This window comes from Crateriforma conspicua, assembly GCF_007752935.1.
Classification (GTDB): Bacteria; Planctomycetota; Planctomycetia; order Pirellulales; family Pirellulaceae; genus Crateriforma; species Crateriforma conspicua.
This window is the reverse complement of record NZ_CP036319.1, coordinates 6,098,736-6,116,100: the sequence shown is the minus strand read 5'-3', so window position 1 is coordinate 6,116,100 and position 17,365 is coordinate 6,098,736. Positions and strand designations below refer to the sequence as shown.

The window sequence follows — 17,365 nt, the reverse complement described above, 5'->3', positions numbered from 1 at the left end:
CTCCAGCATCAACCCTCGGTCGCCCGCACCGGATCGCCGTTTGTCGATTTATCTTCGACCAGCCGTTGTCGCGTTTCGACCGCGTCGTCAGCGATCCCCGCGTCGTGAAGGGCGGTGGTCAGTTTCTTTTCCGCCGAGGCGACCGCTTCGGGGGTTCGGCTGATGCGAACACGGGTACCGCTGGCATCGCCTTCGGCCTGCCCTGCGGCTTGGACGATTTGGTCGAGCGACATCGATTGTCTTGCCGGTGAATCGTCCCCGACATTGGACTCGGTGACCCGCTGGACGCTGTAATCGGTGCCGTCAATCAGCACATCGATCAGCCACAATTTGGCATCTTCGATCATCGAGCTTTCGCCGCCCGATTGAACCATCGCTGGTGCATCGACGGATGTTTCGTCTGACGGTTCGGCATCCGGACTGACCACGCTGGTTTCCGATTGATTGACACCGACGTTGATGGAAAAGAACTGGCCCGCGATGAATGCCAAAATCCCGCCGATGGCGGCGATCGGAAGAAGCCGTTTGGTTTTGAACATGGAACGCATGGGATGACCAGAGTAAAGGGTGGTTTAATCGGTTGTCTCGTTGGATGCATCGACCGATGGCGTGTCGGTGGAATCCGCCAGCGGGATCAGCGTGTCGGTCTGCTTGGCGATCACATCGGGCAAAGGTGTCGCGCCCAGGACCGTGTATTCAAAACGCGTTGCCGGCAGATCCGTCCGCATTCTTTCCAGCGCGTGGGGCAGGGCATCGATCATCGGCTGATAGACTCCCGCCACCGCCTCGGGGGAATACGACACCAGGATGACGACCAAACCCTTGGGCTGGGGTAACTGTTTATACGCGGCGAACAGTTGGTCTTCCATTTCGTCGGTCCGGTTGTCTTGGCCGCGTCGTTCCAGACGGATCGACAGGCCGCGGTCGCCGGTGCCCAGCAAGACGCGGCGGTTCGGATCGGCGTGCACGTGCCAGATCTCCGCACGCTTTAGAAGTTCGGCGTGTCCGACCAAGAATCGAACGACCTCCTCGGGCGATGCCTGTGCGACCTGTTCTGACATCGCTCGCACGACTTCGGCCGATCCGTCGTCTTCGTCGCCGACCATTTCGTTCAGCCGCTTCAGCGTCGGCAGGGGCAGATCGAATGCCTGGGCGATGGTCGACATTGCTTGGCGTGTCCGCATGGCCTGACGCTGTGCGGCCTGCCGAGCGGCTTGTTGTTCCTGTTGGGCCGCGTCAGCCCGTTGTTCCGCAGCCTCGCGCTGACGCTGTAACTGTGTGACGGATTGCTGTGCAGCGACGCGTTGCTCGTTGGCAGTTTGGCGGACGTCCATGAACTGTGCAAAGACGACGATCAGCAACAGGTCCACCAGCGGAGCCAACTGGATCCCAAATCGTCGGCCGGGACGGTGCGACGTCGCAGTGTCGGTCATACCAGCGCCTCGGCATCCCGCACTTCGCCGTTGCTGGCAAGTTCGCGTTTCGCTTTGGCAACCGTGTCACGAACGTGGCGTCGGTTTTCCGACAATCGGCTGAAACCGGGTTCCAACATGCTGTGGATGAACATCAGCAGGATGGCCGAGACCAGTCCCGCAAACGTGCTCCAGATCGCATCGCCGAAACGGCCGACGATGTCCCCGACGCTGGCGGTATCACCGCCGGCCAGTGCCGCGCCGATTGCGCAAATGGTCCCCAGGACACCGGCTAGCGGATAGGCTTCGATCATTGTCCGGGCGACGTTCCAAACCGTGTCGAATCGCATCGATTGCAGATAACGCCGACGTTCGTCCAGGATCTTCATCCGCTGGTGCAGCAGTTTGCGACCGGGGGATCCCGGTGGCTCGGCCAAAACGTCATCGATGTCGGCCAAAAAGCCCTCGATCCGATCCGACGGATGCGCGTTCCAGTCCATCTGGCTGCGGTGCGGCAGGCCATCGGTGAATTGCGTCAGGGTGGTGGTAATGTCGTGGCGGTCCTTACGCGCCCAACCTGCCAGGTAGATGAAGGCCAGGGTGTGCAATAGAGCCACCACGGCGATCGCATGCGTGGAAAATTCGGAGACTTGTTCAAGCACTGACGGATTCCAAGCGGCGGTCGGGCGTCAATCATCATGTCGCGGGCGTTGTCCGTTTCGTCCGCGTTCGTCCAAAAACACCGATGCCGCCGGCAATCCGCGGTCGATCGGCCTCGTGGTCGTATGCTAGCAGCCCTCGGGCGATCGGGTCCATTCGGATCCGGCGACCAGTTTCGTCCACAAGCAGATCGGCGGGGCAGTCGGGCGTGGTCCATTTGGTGACCTAAGGTTTGGCAAAAACCGTGCCACATTCCGGTGTTCGACATGACTGACGCGGCCGCACAACCCGCAAATCCCAACCGATCCGACTCCCATGCAGAGGCGGCAACGTCGCCACCGATCGCATGGTTTGCGTTGACGATTTTGTTGTCGGCGTTTTTGGTTTTTCAGGTCCAGCCCGTCATCAGCAAGTGTGTGCTGCCCTGGTTCGGGGGCACGCCGGCGGTTTGGACGACGTGCATGTTGTTCTTTCAGATCGTCCTGTTCGCCGGCTATGCGTACGCGCACCTGTTGCGTTGCTGGTTTTCGCCGGCGGTGCAAGGCGGCATCCATTTGGTCATGCTGGCCGCGGCGACGCTGTTCTTGCCGATCCAGCCTGACGAAATCTGGAAGCCACGGGGGAACGAAAACCCGACGATCTATCTATTGATGTTATTGGTCACCCACGTGGGTTTGCCCTATTTCGTGTTGTCGGCCACCGGGCCGTTGGTCCAGTCCTGGTTCAGCTATCGAGACCGAACCGATCGCGTCTATCGATTGTACGCATTGTCCAATGTCGGTTCGCTGTCGGCATTGCTCAGCTATCCGTTCCTGATCGAACCGTTCGTTTCCCTGACAGGCCAGTCGGCGACCTGGTCCATGTTGTTTTGTGGATTCGTTATCGCCGAAGGCTATTTGGCAATCTGGTTGTTGCGATTGTCGGGGATCGCGTCACAGGCGGATGCACCGGAGGATCTGGCATCCAAAAACGAAAGTCCCCAGGAAAACGTCTGTGCCCAATATGCGTTGTGGCTGGGATTGCCTGCCTTCGCGTCAGCGGGGCTATTGATCGTGACCAATCATGTTTGCCAGGACATCGCGGTGATCCCGTTTTTATGGGTGCTGCCGCTGAGTTTGTACCTGCTGAGTTTCATCATTTGTTTTGATTCACCGCGGTGGTATCGTCCCAAGTGGATTGCCGCAGCGACGTTGTTGTGCGTCATGCTGACACAGATCCACTGTGTGTTGCCATCGGGAGCAAAACTGGTCACCGAAGCGGTCGGCTATTTCGGTTTGCTGTTGGGCATTTGTCTGCTGTGCCACGGTGAAGCGGCGCGTTCCAAACCGTCGGCCGAACGATTGACCACGTTCTATTTGTGCCTGTCCGGCGGTGGAGCGATCGGGGGCGTTCTGGTTGCGGTGATCTGTCCGTTGGCGTTTCGCAACTATCTGGAATTGCCGTTGTGGTTGGGCGTCAGCGCCGTGGTTGCGTTTGCCTTCTTTGTGGCTTGCACCCACTGGGGATCGGCTGAATCGACGGCCGGACATTCGTTGTACCGATGGGCTCAATTGCGTCGTTATCGCTGGGGGTTGGCTGCGGCGATGTTGATCCCGTGTTTGATTGGATTGACGACCACGCAGGACGAATTGCTGACCAGTCGTCGCAACTTTTTTGGCGTATTGAAAGTCACCCGCGATGCGGGGCAGACCAAATTGATCCACGGACGCACGGTTCACGGGATCCAGTTGTCGGGCGACCGCCGGACGTCACCCACCAGCTATTACGGCTATGAAAGTGGCGTCGGACGAACGATTGCCGCGATGCAGGATCGCAATCGTGAAATGCGTGTCGGTGTCGTCGGACTGGGATGCGGTGTTTTGGCGACCTATGGCAGACCGGACGACCATTTCGATTATGTCGAGATCAACCAAGACGTCGTCGACATCGCGGATTCGCATTTTTCATTTCTGAAGGACGGTGCAGCCCGACAGCAGATCCACGTCGGTGACGGTCGGTTGGTGTTGGAGCGTTTGACGGATGCAAAGTTTGATCTATTAGTTCTGGACGCCTTCAGCAGCGATGCGATCCCCGCACACCTGTTGACGCGGGAAGCCATGGAGTTGTATCGGGATCGACTGGCGACCGACGGTGTGATCGCGGTTCACGTCTCGAACAATCATTTGGACTTGGTGCCGCTGGTTCATCGATTGGCCCAGTCGGTCAATCTGGACAGCCGACTGGTCGAAAGCGAACGCGACGCCGAAGCTGCGGTTTGCCGGGCCCGGTGGATGATCCTGGCGGCGCCACAATCCCTGTGGTGGCAAACGGGGCCACTGGCCGAGTATCCGCCGGTTGCTTCGCAGACCCGTCGCCGGGGGCCGCTGTGGACTGACCAGCACCACAACCTGGCCAGCGTCCTGCGGCTGTGGTGACGGTCTGATTTGAATACCGCCAAAAATGGCGTTAAAAAAATCGCTCGATCATCACGTTTGGATTCAAGAACATCGCTCTTGCGACCGACATCCTGGTGACGCTAAGGTGCCAATGTTGTCTCGGATGGATTCGAGCTGTGAAAGCAGATTCGACTGAAGCGAAGACGTTGGAAGGCCGATGAAACAAATGTTTTCGCCTTTCTGCGCTGTCGAAGTCTCTCTTCAAGGCTGACGGATTGCATCCTGGGACAAGGAATGCAGCGCGGGCCGACCCGAAAACTGTGTGCACGATCACCTCGTGAAACTTCCGGAGGAAGTCCACGTTTGGGGTGCTGGTCGCACGGTCCACGTTGCCCGTCCCTGTCGTTTGTGTAGTGAAAAATAAGCGTGAGAAGTCTCGCGCGGTTTTTCCATCAACCCCGACGACGTCCAAACCCGCATGGGGAGCAATCCATCCGATGCAGATTTACGGTCCTTATCGAGTATCGACACAGCAGCCGGTCGGTCCAAATTCGCGAACGGCCAAGCCCGCCGCTCCGGCTGAAAAACCAGCCGCTTCATCGGTCGATCAATTGGATCTGTCCAGTGCGGCGACCGCCGCAAATCGTCTGTCCGGCATCACCAGCCCGTCCACCGAAAGCGACATTCGCGTCGATCGTGTGGCCGAAATTCGGCGACAGATCGCCAGCGGCAGCTATGACACGCCGGAAAAAATGGACGCGGCGTTGGACCGATTCTTGGATCAATACGCCTAAGGCTGGGGCGACCTGATCGACCGCTGTTTCACAAACGCGACGCCCGGGTGTGGGGCACCCAAAATCGACAACCGTGTTGTTCTCGAGGCATCCAAGCGGTCTTTTGATGGCCAGGCATCTGCGTCAAAACGTCGTTGCCCGTGCCGGATCCGTTGCGAAATTCCGCTCGATGGCACACGATGGGGATAGACGGCGTGCATCGATCCGTTCACGGTGTCGGTTCCGGGATGGTTCTGGATCCGACGGTGGGCACGGGGCGGCCGCTTCGTCTGTTCTGTACTGCTTGTCTGCTTGTTGATCGTCCCGTCGGGTTACCGCCCGGGCATCGCCCGATGGTCCCCGTGCGGGCGTGCGGCCGGCAACCCGTATTCGTGATCCCCCGCTGGCCCCCGAGCATTCAACATGGCCTCATCCTTGCAACCTCTGGCGACGTCGCTTTCGCCCCAGGAACGGTTTCAGGAATACTTGCAGGCCAAGGGATTGCGTCAGACGGAGCAGCGAAAGTTCTTGATCGACGAAGTGTTCAATCAGCACGAGCACTTTGACGCTGACGAATTGATCGAGCGATTGCCGCGTCGGGGAAGCCCCAATTACGTCAGTTCCGCGACCGTGTACCGGACGCTTCGTGAATTCGTCGATGCGGGGCTGCTGAAGAGTTTTCAGCTGGAAGGCCGGACGGTCTACGAACACGATTACGGCTATCCCCAGCACGACCACCTGTACTGCACCCGGTGTCAGGAACTGTTCGAATTCACCAGCGATGAACTGATCGCGTTGCGGGATCGCGTGGCGGCGGACCAGGGGTTTCGCGTGACCGGACACCGTTTGATCATTCAGGGCGTTTGCCAAAAGTGTTCACAAACGCGTCGCAAGAAGCGCAAACAGGACCTGGTTTAGCGGTGGTCATGTTTATCCAGGTGTCAGCGATCTGGAATGTTCGGTGGGACGCGGTTCAGTCTTGGTTTTGCAACTGGACCAGGATTGCTTGAAAGACTTGTTCGTTGGCGATGAAGTCGCGGTCTTCTGCCTGGATTTGAACCAGCATGCGTCGCTGCCGGCTGCTTAGCAGCACCACACGGGACTGGATCAGCAGATCCAAGTAATAGAAGCGGAACTCCATCGTGGGTGGTGCGGCTGGATCCGCGCTGTCGACGGATTCCGATTCCAACTCTTCGTATTCCGCCGCCATCGCCTGGCCGACTTGGGCCAAGACCTGGGCATCGGTCAAAGCCGGGTCCGTCCACTCGACGGCCAAGAAGCCACCATTGGGCAATTCCAGAGTGACACCCTGGGCGTCATTGCTGCCGTCATCCTGTGCCACCGTCCAGTTGTCGGGGTACATGAATCGCAGGCCGTGATCGTTAAATTCCGCAGGCATGGGTCGGGGGAAAGCGTGGACGGGCTCGAGTCAAAGATGTGCGACCCGCGTCAGGTGGGCGACCTCGGGTACATCGGGCGACGGGCGATCCTAACAAACGAACTCCGATTGCATCAGCCGCACGATTCTTGTTAGCACCATGCATGCCTCCGTCGCTATTCAGGTGAAATTGGTTTCGTGCGAATCTGCCATCCCTTTTGCTGCGTCGTCGTGGCCCTGGCGATCGCATCACAGGGCTGTCGGGCGATCGGTCATCTGCGCCAAAACCGGCCCGCCATCGAAGCTCGCAAGCTGTCCCGCGAAGGCCAGCGATGGATGTACGACGGGAACTGGGATGCCGCGGAGGCCAAGTTTGCCGCCGCACTGAACGTCAGCGACGACGACGATCGTGCGCACTGGGGCCTGGCCGAAGCTTTGTGGCAGCGAGGCGAATACGAAGAAGCCCTGCAGCACATGGAACAGGCCGTCCGGCTGAGCGCCGATGATCCGATGCTGCTCAGTCGTCTGGGACGAATGGATTTGGAACTGGGGCGTCTGGATGCGGCCGACCGAAGGTGCGAACAGGCGTTGGCGGCCAACCGAAATTCGGCGGAAAATTGGGTGCTTCGCGGCGACTGCTTGGCGGCACGGCAACAGTGGGATGAATCGTTGTCGGCCTACCACCGGGCGTTGGCAATCCAGCCGGACTTGTCGGCCGCGCTGTTGAAAGCGGCGGAGGTCTATCACCGACAGGGCCGCTATGACCGGTTGCTGGCGTCGATGGATCGCATGCGGGATCACGTGGGGGAAACACAGACACCCGCCCGCGCCGATGTGTTGCGGGGCATCGCACTGCGACAGCTCGGCCGACCCTGGGAAGCCCAGCGATGCTTCGTCGCGGCGGTTCAAAAAGACGACAGCAACCACGCCGCGTATTTGTTGTTGGCGTCCCAGTCGGTCCGCGTGGGCGATTTGGAGCGGGCACGACAGGCTCTGGCCGAATCGTTGCGACTGAATCCATCACTGCGGCGGGACGAAGACGTGCTGCGAGAATTCCAGCATCCCAGTTTGGCGGCGGTTTTCAACGAGTCGTCCGCGACCGAGATGCGGTAGGACGCAATTCCACCATCGGCATGGATCAATGCGATCATTTGTCGCGTGTTGGCAACCCAAGGGGTGACCCAATCGTTGCGACCTGAATCATCGGACCGGTGATTGCGGGCAAAACGACCTGGGGAAGACGACCGACTGTCGATTTCCGTTCTAGGTTTTCGATAGTTCGAATCACCGGCCCACTTTTGACGCAGTCATTGCCATGCATTTACCAGCGATACCGTCGACCGCCGATCCCGAAGCGGGATCTCAGTTCATCATCGGCGGCGCGGCATCGAAAACGACCGCCACCAACGAGAACGTTGAATCCCACAAGCCCGGGTTTATCGACCGACGTCAGGGTTCCGGTGGTCGCGGCGGCCATAACGAGCGGCGACAGTTCGGCAGTTCCCACGCAGAACTGTCACAGGAAGGCCGTGAATTGGCCCTGGCGATCGACCAATACAAACTGCAAAACCACCGACGCTACATCACCTGTGATGAAATGTTGAAGGTGTTGCATCAGCTGGGATACCAACGCGTCAGCTGATCAAATGTGCCAGCAATTGCCGCCGGGTCACGATCGACTTGGCGTTGCCACGCGAATCCAACAGGATCGCGACTCCGCTGGCTTTGTCATTCAGGCGGACCAACGTCTTGAGGTGGCTGTCACTGACCGTGCCGCGCACCAGCGGCAACACTCTTGGCGGACCTTCATCGCAAACCAAATCGATGAACCGGAGATAGCCAAGCCATTCTTTGCCTTCTTTGACCAGGACGATCGATTCATTCAGGCGCTGGGCTAGTTTTGCCGCAGCCGGAACGTCGATCGGCGTCGTCACCTGTGGAATCCGATCGGGCGATCGTCCAAATGTGGCGGCCGACAGGTTTCCGACCTCGAACAATTTGGCGGCCAAGTTCCGCTGGCTTTCGGCCAGTAATCCTGCTTCGTGACCCGCACGCAGAACTTGATCCAATTCGCGACGTGCCATCGCAAGACGCAGCTGGAAGGGCAACTGACCGGTGACCCGTTGCAGCAACCCGCCCAGCAACCCCAGCATCCATGACACTGGTGCAAACAGGCAGGTGGCTGCAATCAAGATCGGCTTGGTCGCCATCAACAGGCGATACGGTGCGTGAAAAAACAGGTACTTCGGCAACAGTTCACCGAACACGAAAACGATCGGCGTCATCAACATCGGGCCGATCAATTCCGCCGCCGGATTGGCGGTGAACCAATGCTGAACCGCGATCACCACGGCAACGCTGGTCAGGTAATTCGCCACGTTGTTACCGACCAGTGTGGTGGCAACAAAGATGGCCGGATGATTCAAAAGCCAGACGATCCAACGGGCCGACCAAGACCCGTCCAGACCGTCCAGCACCAGACGCGTGCGCGAGACGCGATACAGCCCCGTTTCACTGCCGCTGAAAAACGCGCTGAGCGCCAGTCCGACCAAGAACAATGCGATCGCGATCACGGTGTGCCGTCCTCCCCGTCATCATTGATGCGTCCCGCCGACACGTCGATCAACAGATCATCGTCGGATTCCGACAACACGGTCAGCACGAAACGATCCAATGCGGCAGAATCACCCGGACGCGGCAAACGTTCGTTACAACGCTGGATATAGCCCGCCACCGTGGCGGCGCGCTCGGCGGGTTCGTCGACGCCCAGCAATTCGACCAGCGAACGAAGGCGAACGGATCCGGACAGACGCCAACGGTCGGGGCCGATCACGTCAATTTCAGCCAGCCCGCCCGGTCCCGCGTCGGATGAACCCAGGATGTGACGCAATAGATCTTCCATCGTCACCACGCCGATGGATTCACCGAACTCGTTGACAATCACGGCAACGTTTCGTTCTTCGGTGACCAATTGGTCGAACACCGCAGCAATTTTGGCCGTCCACGGCGCGTAGATCACATTGGTTGCTTGGGCAGCCAATTCGTGATGATGTGCTTGGCGTTTCCATCGATTCGGACGCATCGTTCGCAATTGCAGCGCCGATACGATGGCTTCGTCGTCTTCGTCCGCGAAATACAGATACCCATCTTCGGCAACGCATTTTTGAATCACTTCACGTTTGCCAGTCGGCGTCATCAGATTCAATCGTCCGCGTGGTCGCATCAATTCATCGGCCCGCAAATCCGACAGGCTGACCAACCGTCGCAAGACCTCGCGTTCGCGCCGTCGCAGCGCCGCATCGTCGGTCCCCAGTTCGATCGCGCGTTCAATATCCGTCAGGTCCAACTCGGGCTCGGCGCGAAAGGTCGGCCACAACAACCGTCGCGCGATTGCGTTGGACGAACGAATCATGGGCAGGGCAGGGCTGATCAAACGCACCGCCCACTGCAACGGCAAAGCCACGACGATCGAAAAACGCGTCGGGGAAACGACCGCGATGCTTTTTGGCAACATCTCGCTTAGAAAGATGATCGCCAACAAGCTGCCCACCGTGAACAACACCGCACCGGTCGAACCGGTCGATGCGTTGCTTTCCAGTTGCCCACCGACGATGGCCGCGATGGCAAAGTAGGTCATGTTGATCAGCAAATTCCAAAACAGAATGGCTGACAACAAGTGTTCGGGGTTTTGCAACAAACGGTCTGCGATCTGACCGGGTAACCCGGACATCCGCAATCGGCGGCGGTCGCGATCGCGTAGCGAAAACAAGGCGGCTTCGCTGCCGCTAAAGAAAGCGCTCAGCAAGATCAGCGCGATCATGGCGGCGATCCAACCCCAACGTTCGGCGGTCACCTCCAGGGTGGATTGCAGCGTCGTCCAAAACGTGCCCATGCAGCGCATCTAGGTCGATTCTCCGGTCCCGCCACGGTCCGGTTCCAAGCAGACGTCGAATTCGCTGAGCGCCGGAATCATCATGGCGGCCACCGCAAAACCGTAGCCCGCCACCAGTGCCGAAACGACGTACAGGTGGTCCATTTGCAGCAAGAATTGGGTGATCGCATAGAACGTGATCAACGGCAAAAAGAATGACGCCGCAAAGATCGCGCTGGACGGGTTCCGCCACCCCAGCGAAGCGAACAATGCCGCGCCACCACCCAGAATCATCACCAGGAATGGTGCCAGTTGTAATTGGAACGCGCCGCGGAAACTGACCATGATCGTCATGCAAATCGCGATTCCCACGCACAAGAAAAACACGGTTCCCAAACTGGCCATGGTGGCGGTTCGACCGGCGACGTAATTCAGCCCCGTGTGAATGCCCAGCATCGATACAAAGATGTACAAGACCAACGCACCCAATACCGCATAAATCGTGTTCTCCCAAGTCATCACATCGCTGGCCCCCATGTAGATCAGCAGCAGGATCGGCAGAACAATCATTTCCTTGGCAACGTACAGGACGCCCAGCAATTTCCCGAAGATGAATTCACGCGGGCAGAGGTCGGTGACCAGTAACAGGTCCAACGCCAGTCCGTCGCGTTCGCCGGTGATGCTGTTGACCGCCAACGCGTTGACAAGCACCAGGCTGACCACGCCCAGGATGGCCACTGGGATGGTGGCCGAAGGCAGGGCGCGATCGATGCGGCCGGCCGGTTCCAACGCGACGCCGCTGCGGACCTGCCAGGCAATGGATGCCGCGACGATCGCGAACAGAACTACGAAAGTGGCACGGATGATCAACACCTTGCGACCATACGCCCACGTGCGGACTTCGCGCCACAGCACCGGATTGTCCCAAACGGCACGTGGTTGGCGGACTTTCCAACTGGCTGGTTCGCCGGAAGGTTCGACGTCCACGCTGTTTTCCGCTTCGGGGGCCTTGAAACGGACTTCGCGGGATGGGTTCCAGATGCGGACCATCACGACGCCGTAGATCAGCAAGGCCACCGACAGGGCCGACGCAAGCAAGACGAACAGCACCACACCGGCAAGCACATCACCCTGCAGACTGGATAGCGGCGACGCCGCAGCGGTCAGTGCGCGGATCGGGCTGACGGCTAACTTCCAGGACGTCGGCAGTGGGACCAGGGTCGCGATCGCTTCGCCCAGACCCAGGAACAACAACAACGTCAAAACGGTCAACGCGATCGCTTGGAACGTTTTCTCGCGCCACAAACCGATGACCGTGCCCACCGTTCCCGACAGGACGATCATGGCGGCGGTGACCGCAAACACACTGAAAACTTGTTGGGGGGAAACACCGCCCAGCAGCGGAAACGTCAAAAAGACGGGCAGCCCACAAATCAACAGCGACAAGGGAGACAGCAGGGTCGCGGTCAATTTACCACCCACCACTTCGAACCCGCTCAGACGCGTCAGCAACAGCAAGATCAGCGTCCGCCGGTCCTTTTCCTGGGCGACACTGCCCGCCGCCCCCACCGCGGCCAGGGCGGAAAGGACCAGCAGTTGCAACGGGGCCAGCAGGGCGAACATGAAACCGCCGAAGCGAGCCGAATCCGACGTCGTGGCCAATGAACGCGAACCGTCCAGCACCAGATAGCCCGTGCACAGCAGCAAAAACAGTGCACCGACATAGATTCCCCGCGACAGATACGTTTGCGGACGCTTGGGCGTGACGATCGCTTCGCGATTGAAGACCGGGCCTAGCATGGTCACCGTTCGGGGAATGCAGCGGGGAAAGGTTTGGACATCTAAAAACGACGGCTTCGGCCGACACACCCCGATCATCCGCCGGGCCGCCGGGACCCCCGGGCGAATGGGGCTTGTACGATCCCGCCGAGCGATTGGATCGTGGCAGTATCAGCATAATCGCGAATATCGGTACAGCTGAACATGGCCGGTCGATGGAAATGCCCCTGAACCGGCCGATGACGGTTTCGTTCCAGCGCAGCGACCTAGGTTTCCATTGTTCCAAGTTGCTTAAACACCGTTGCCAAAACGCCCAGTCTTTGACACTCGCGATGAACCTACGAAAAACCATCCGTTGCGTCGGTCGGTTCGCCACCGACGAAGAAGCGACGACGGCGGTCGAATACGCCGTCATGTTGGCGTTGATCATCGCGGTCTGTATCGCCTCGGTCAGCTTTTTAACGATTCAGACGAAAGAAAGCTTTGACAATTCCGGCGAAGCCATCGTCGGTGCTTTAGGCAACTAAGAATCCACGCCGGTTTGCTTGACCGGCCTGCTTTTCGCAAGGAGCCCGACGGGACTCACCCTCCCGACAGGCACGTTGGTGCGATTCTCACACGATCGCCGCGCCCACAACGTTCGTGCGGAAAGACAATCAAGCAGGGCGTCTGCCCCGATGCTCCCAACATGCCCCACTGCCACCATACACCTTAGGTGTAGAAATCCATGTTTAATAAGAGCGACCAACGTTCCGCGCCTCGCGAACAACTGCTGATTGAGAAAGACGTTCAATCGGCGCTGCTGCTTCGAGCAGCCCTTCACGGCGGCGCTTTGGCGACGTACTTCACCGTCATTCAATTTTTTGCCCAGTCAATGATCAATCCCGACGTGGGTTGGTTCGACACAGCGCTACGATTCTTTGACGAAGCGATCTATTGGGTTCCGGCCTTGATTTTGTTGGCACCATTGTTCGCCTATGACCTGCTGAAGCTCAGTAATCGATTCGCCGGTCCCGTATTTCGCCTGCGTCGTGAAATGATCCGTCTGTGTGCGGGACAAAGTGAAGAGCCGATCTTTTTTCGCGGGTCCGATTTCTGGAGCGATCTGCAAGATCCCTTCAACGAATTGCGCGAAGAACTGTTGGATCTTCGACGCGAAAACGAGCGTCTGAAAACAGAACTCGGCGGCACAGCGGCAACGGCCCCGCCGCCGCAATCGGATGTGGCGGACAACGGCACCAATGTCGACGCGGCACATACGGTCCTGCAGGAAGTGTGATCCCGATTCGGCATGCCGGTGCAAAGCTCATCGCCACCGTGGCGGTGGGTTGATCCCATCACGCACTGCGCCCATGCTGGCTTGCATGAAGATTGCATTGACCGGCGGCAGCGGATTCTTGGGACGATACGTCATCCGTCACCTCGTCGATGAATTGGGGCATCAAGTCGTTGCCCTGACGCGCCGCGATGATCCGGGACCCGATCGCCAAGGCCTGCATTGGATGCAAGGCGACTTGGCTGATCCGGCGTCCCTTGATTGATTGACCGACGGAGCCGATGCGGTGGTGCATGCCGGTCTGATGCGAGGCGGCGATTCCTTCATGGATCATCCGGATGACCCGGTCGGCTACTTTGACACCAATGTGTTGGGCACACTTCGTTTGTTGCAGAGTGCAACGGATCGGGGAATCAACCGCTTGGTCTTCGTGTCCTCCGGTGCGGTTCACCAACATGTGGTCCAGGGACTCGCGTTGGATGAAGACCACCCGCATCGACCGGGCAGCTTTTACGGGGCCGCCAAAGCGTCGGCCGAAGATTTGGTGCACGCGTATGGTCTGTCCGGCCGATTGGCGGCTGCCACCGTGCGTCCGCCGACCATCTATGGCGTGGATGATCCGATCAGCGACAGCCGCTGGTATGCACTGGTCAAAGACTTGGTCGACGGCAAAGAAGTTGCCGCGACCGGCGGTGGAAAGTGCGTGCACGCCGCCGATGTGGCCAAAGCCATTGGACTGGTCTTAACCGCACCGCAGTCGAAAGTCGCCGGTCAGACATTCAACTGTTGTGACCGATTCTTCAGCGAGGTCGAAGTCGCGCAGTGCGTCCAGTCGTTGGGCCACACTTCGGCACGCTTTACAGGTCCGGCCAAATCGGCAGGTCATCCGATGGCGACCGAAAAGATTCGGTCGCTGGGGATGGAATTTGGCGGCACCGATTTGCTGCGTCAGACGATCAAACAGCTTGTGCAAGCGGCCGAAGTTGCGTGACCGGACGGCTGGCCAGCGCAGCCGAACCGAACATCGCGACGGTGAAGATCGCGTCGCTGGCCAACGTGTTTTGGAAGAACGGGATGGCGGCGGTGAAGCAGGTCACCAGGCCGGCCAACGACGGGTCGTACCACTTCATCCAGACGGCCAGATTGGTCATCACAAAAAACAGGGTCGAACTGGCCAGGCCGGCGGTGGCAATTCGCATCACGCCCGGTTGCCGGCGGATCCAACGCCCCAGCATCACGCTGGCGGCGAAGCACCCATAGGTGGCCCACATCGCCACGTGAAAGCCCAAGAACATGTCGCTGATCAGCATTGCAGCCAGCGGAACCAGGACGGCCATCCGCCGCGATGCGAACATCGCGCCGCCGAACAACGCCAACGATCCGATGGGCGAAAAGTTGGGCGGGTGAGGCAGGAAACGGCTGACCAAGCCGATCGCCACCATGGCTGCTGCAACGGCCACGGCCGATCGTGCGGAAGACAATTCGGGCAGCCACTGGGAATCACGCGGTGTCGACGATTTCATGACAAGTGTCCTGATGGAAAACGGATAAAGTGGGTTCAAAGCGTGGCGGATCGGCGTGGACCGTCCGCCAAGTTTAACGGTCGATAAGGATTTCGGCACGGCGTCGCATTGCCGCTGCCACAATCTGTTGTTTCTGTTGGTTGCTTGCTGCCGACCACAGGCCGATTTCTTGGCTGTGCCGAAAACACCCCGTGCAAATCCCTTGGCCGTTGAGCAGGCATTGGCGAACGCAGGGCGACGCAACCACGCCGGTGGGGACAGGCGGCTGAGAAGCCGGGGATCCGGCCCCGCCGGATGCCGGGACCGGCGAATGCGACAGGGTGCTTTCGATTTCCGGGGGAGTCTCAGGCACGCACCTTCTCCGATTCCTGGTTATCGGTCGAGACCGATTGGCCGGCCAGTGCGTTTCGTCGCCGACGCAGGCGCGTCGCCGCCAGTGTCGACCCGCCCAGCAAGACCGCCAGCATCGACGGCTCGGGAACGGCTGACACCGTGACATTGTCCATGGCGACATATGCGGGCAGATTAACGCCAAAGCTTCCCGAATCACTCCCGACAAAGTCCAAACCGATAGCGGTCGCCTCGCCCAAGACACTCAGATCCACGGTGGTCCAATCATTTAGCAGGACGGGGCCAGTATCACCAACGGTGAAGGTGGCCAAGTCGACTTCGACGAATGAGCCGGCGGTTCCGGTGGAAATGTCGTAGAAGCGGACGCTTAGGAACTCGTTTCCGCCCGAACTTCCCATCGGATCCGTGAATCCGCTGCCGTTCTGTACCACATGCGCCGCGGTCTGAGTGATCTGTACGTCAATGGATTGAAAAAAGGAGCCGTTGCTGGCTTCCAACGAAGAGGTGAACAGACCAGCGGCCACACTTGAATCGGGACCATCACCCGAGGCGACGATCCAGGTCGACGATCCGCCGGCACCATTGCCCGTCATGGTCACTGTGTCGTTGTCATTTTGGTATTCCAATGGAATAAAGCCGCCCATCGGATCGTTGCCCGATGACCAAGCTGGTAAGCCGCGTTGCGAAACCGCGATTCCCCGCCAGCTATCAAAATCTTGATTGTAGTAGTTCTTCACGGTGACCCCGTCGATCGTGAATTCGGAAATCACTTCGGTGCCTCCAAACGCCCCCGGTTGAGTTCCCGTTTCTGTTGGAAAGGGACCTGAGTTCGCGGAGGTTGACTGAATCGGAACCGGCACCGATTCAAAATCGATGACGGTGGATGCGTGGCTATCCGAAACAAAAAAGGCAAGGCCGGCGACAATCCATCCGCGACGGGAAATGTGTTGAAAAACGTTCATGGTGTAGAAAGCTAGATGTGTGGTTAGTGGATGAAATTTCCGGGCGTACCTGCTGTTAAAGTCGATCGGACACCACGTCACTCTTGGATCGTGTGATGAGTTTTCCGAGCGTCTGTTTGTCGATCGATTCGGATTCGAATTCGACATGACCGTCGGCGTACAAAACCATCGCGCCGCCACTGTGTTGGCTGCGGATTTCGTTGTCGCCGATCCAGGCGGTCGAATCATTGATGCCGTGGGCTTGAACAAACACGTTCAGCCCGTTGATCCATTCCGAATGGGGACCGCCGACGTCTTCGCCGATGATCAGCGTTTGGCTCAAGCCGTCACGGATGTCACGGAAACGAATCCTTTGGTCGTACAGGAACACGCCGTCTTCCGGTTCGCGGTCGACCAACCGTTCGCCGAACAGACCGCCGTAATCGCTGGGACCTCGCTGGGCATCGCGGGGCAGGGCAGAGGGGCACACATAGGTCGGCACGATTTCGGCCGCAGCCGAAGCGTTGTCGGGATGGTCGAAAGCGACGTTGAAATCGATTCGGTCGTGTAGGTTTTGTTGCTCGATGAACGGCAACAGCATCGCCGACCAGGCGTACTGGCGGTTGGTCGCCGGTGCACCATACGACCGCCATTCGAAACAGCCCACCGGCAAACAACCGTGGGTGTTGTGATAGGCGTGCAGCCCCAAACCAATCTGCTTCAAATGGTTTTGGCACTTGGTTTTCCGGGCCGCTTCACGGGCCGCCTGAACGGCCGGCATCAACAGCGAGACCAAGATGCCGATGATGGCAATCACCACCAGCAATTCGACCAAGGTAAACCCGGTCAAGCGTCGTCGCTGTCGTTGGACGGTTTGGATCAAGGCACTCGTTCCGACCCGACGGACCGATCCCACCGGTGGCATCGCGTACCGTTCGCATCGCTGCGACGAATGAACGAGCCGCGTGAAGAATCAACCGCTGGAAGACGATGAATCAAAGAGAAGATCGCGGAGCTATGCCATTA

Annotated in this window: 18 protein-coding genes and 1 pseudogene; 8 read left to right on the top strand and 11 right to left on the bottom strand. The window is 58.9% G+C overall.

What is annotated here, in order from left to right; genetic code table 11:
* Positions 1-8: 8 nt before the first annotated feature.
* Genes Mal65_RS22455 through Mal65_RS22445 form a run of 3 tightly spaced genes read right to left on the bottom strand, consistent with a single transcriptional unit; the run spans position 9 to position 2,074 of the window.
* Positions 9-548, bottom strand: a complete 540-nt coding sequence (locus Mal65_RS22455) for a hypothetical protein (RefSeq protein WP_165701462.1) — start codon at positions 546-548, stop codon at positions 9-11.
* A 24-nt stretch (positions 549-572) separates the two neighbouring features.
* Positions 573-1,433, bottom strand: a complete 861-nt coding sequence (locus tag Mal65_RS22450) for a hypothetical protein (protein ID WP_145302918.1) — start codon at positions 1,431-1,433, stop codon at positions 573-575.
* Positions 1,430-2,074 (bottom strand): MotA/TolQ/ExbB proton channel family protein, encoded by a 645-nt coding sequence (locus Mal65_RS22445; protein WP_145302915.1) that lies wholly within the window; start codon positions 2,072-2,074, stop codon positions 1,430-1,432. Before Mal65_RS22445 ends, Mal65_RS22450 begins: the two co-directional genes overlap by 4 nt.
* A 264-nt stretch (positions 2,075-2,338) precedes the next feature.
* On the opposite strand from Mal65_RS22445, the gene Mal65_RS22440 reads away from it, so the two are divergent.
* From Mal65_RS22440 to Mal65_RS22430, 3 genes are all read left to right on the top strand, one after another.
* On the top strand, positions 2,339-4,486 hold the full coding sequence (locus Mal65_RS22440; RefSeq protein WP_145302912.1) for a spermidine synthase: 2,148 nt from the start codon (positions 2,339-2,341) through the stop codon (positions 4,484-4,486).
* A gap of 458 nt (positions 4,487-4,944) precedes the next feature.
* Positions 4,945-5,241 (top strand): flagellar biosynthesis anti-sigma factor FlgM, encoded by a 297-nt coding sequence (locus tag Mal65_RS22435; RefSeq protein ID WP_145302908.1) that lies wholly within the window; start codon positions 4,945-4,947, stop codon positions 5,239-5,241.
* 402 nt (positions 5,242-5,643) lie between these two features.
* On the top strand, positions 5,644-6,138 hold the full coding sequence (locus tag Mal65_RS22430; RefSeq protein ID WP_145302905.1) for a Fur family transcriptional regulator: 495 nt from the start codon (positions 5,644-5,646) through the stop codon (positions 6,136-6,138).
* A gap of 55 nt (positions 6,139-6,193) precedes the next feature.
* Here Mal65_RS22430 and Mal65_RS22425 read toward each other — a convergent pair whose 3' ends face one another.
* The gene (locus tag Mal65_RS22425) at positions 6,194-6,619 is read right to left on the bottom strand and encodes a hypothetical protein (RefSeq protein WP_145302902.1); all 426 of its coding nucleotides are present in this window, start codon (positions 6,617-6,619) and stop codon (positions 6,194-6,196) included.
* A 210-nt stretch (positions 6,620-6,829) separates the two neighbouring features.
* Between Mal65_RS22425 and Mal65_RS22420 the strand changes: the two genes are divergently transcribed.
* Both Mal65_RS22420 and Mal65_RS22415 read left to right on the top strand, forming a co-directional pair.
* The gene (locus Mal65_RS22420) at positions 6,830-7,711 is read left to right on the top strand and encodes a tetratricopeptide repeat protein (protein WP_165701461.1); all 882 of its coding nucleotides are present in this window, start codon (positions 6,830-6,832) and stop codon (positions 7,709-7,711) included.
* A 202-nt stretch (positions 7,712-7,913) separates the two neighbouring features.
* Positions 7,914-8,240 (top strand): hypothetical protein, encoded by a 327-nt coding sequence (locus tag Mal65_RS22415; RefSeq protein WP_145302896.1) that lies wholly within the window; start codon positions 7,914-7,916, stop codon positions 8,238-8,240.
* On the opposite strand, the gene Mal65_RS22410 is transcribed toward Mal65_RS22415, so the two are convergent.
* From Mal65_RS22410 to Mal65_RS22400, 3 genes are read right to left on the bottom strand one after another with little or no spacing between them, the layout of a single operon-like run.
* Positions 8,233-9,171: a CNNM domain-containing protein gene (locus Mal65_RS22410; protein ID WP_145302893.1), complete on the bottom strand. Its 939-nt coding sequence runs from the start codon at positions 9,169-9,171 to the stop codon at positions 8,233-8,235. The two genes, Mal65_RS22415 and Mal65_RS22410, sit on opposite strands and share 8 nt — an antisense overlap.
* Positions 9,168-10,490: a CNNM domain-containing protein gene (locus Mal65_RS22405; RefSeq protein WP_196784382.1), complete on the bottom strand. Its 1,323-nt coding sequence runs from the start codon at positions 10,488-10,490 to the stop codon at positions 9,168-9,170. Before Mal65_RS22405 ends, Mal65_RS22410 begins: the two co-directional genes overlap by 4 nt.
* Before the next feature lie 9 nt (positions 10,491-10,499).
* Entirely contained in the window at positions 10,500-12,269 is a 1,770-nt protein-coding gene (locus Mal65_RS22400) for an ABC-2 transporter permease (RefSeq protein ID WP_145302889.1), read from the bottom strand.
* Between the two features lie 311 nt (positions 12,270-12,580).
* On the opposite strand from Mal65_RS22400, the gene Mal65_RS22395 reads away from it, so the two are divergent.
* From Mal65_RS22395 to Mal65_RS22380, 3 genes and pseudogenes are all read left to right on the top strand, one after another.
* Positions 12,581-12,775: a Flp family type IVb pilin gene (locus Mal65_RS22395; RefSeq protein ID WP_145302886.1), complete on the top strand. Its 195-nt coding sequence runs from the start codon at positions 12,581-12,583 to the stop codon at positions 12,773-12,775.
* A gap of 200 nt (positions 12,776-12,975) precedes the next feature.
* Entirely contained in the window at positions 12,976-13,527 is a 552-nt protein-coding gene (locus tag Mal65_RS22390) for a hypothetical protein (protein WP_145302883.1), read from the top strand.
* A pseudogene (locus Mal65_RS22380) lies at positions 13,469-14,515 on the top strand (NAD-dependent epimerase/dehydratase family protein). The gene Mal65_RS22390 and the pseudogene Mal65_RS22380 overlap by 59 nt, the downstream one beginning before the upstream one ends.
* On the opposite strand, the gene Mal65_RS22375 reads toward Mal65_RS22380, so the two are convergent.
* The 4 genes from Mal65_RS22375 to Mal65_RS22360 all read right to left on the bottom strand — a co-directional run bounded on the left by Mal65_RS22375 (position 14,481) and on the right by Mal65_RS22360 (position 17,222).
* Positions 14,481-15,047, bottom strand: coding sequence for a DUF6580 family putative transport protein (locus tag Mal65_RS22375; RefSeq protein ID WP_196784381.1), 567 nt, complete (start codon positions 15,045-15,047; stop codon positions 14,481-14,483). The pseudogene Mal65_RS22380 and the gene Mal65_RS22375 overlap by 35 nt on opposite strands.
* A 73-nt stretch (positions 15,048-15,120) precedes the next feature.
* Entirely contained in the window at positions 15,121-15,294 is a 174-nt protein-coding gene (locus tag Mal65_RS27580; protein ID WP_174820230.1) for a DUF1289 domain-containing protein, read from the bottom strand.
* 97 nt (positions 15,295-15,391) lie between these two features.
* Positions 15,392-16,168 carry a DUF4465 domain-containing protein gene (locus Mal65_RS22365; protein WP_165701459.1) on the bottom strand — a complete coding sequence of 259 codons (777 nt, stop codon included), beginning with the start codon at positions 16,166-16,168 and terminating at the stop codon, positions 15,392-15,394.
* A 247-nt stretch (positions 16,169-16,415) separates the two neighbouring features.
* On the bottom strand, positions 16,416-17,222 hold the full coding sequence (locus tag Mal65_RS22360; RefSeq protein WP_196784379.1) for a DUF1559 domain-containing protein: 807 nt from the start codon (positions 17,220-17,222) through the stop codon (positions 16,416-16,418).
* Positions 17,223-17,365: the final 143 nt, after the last annotated feature.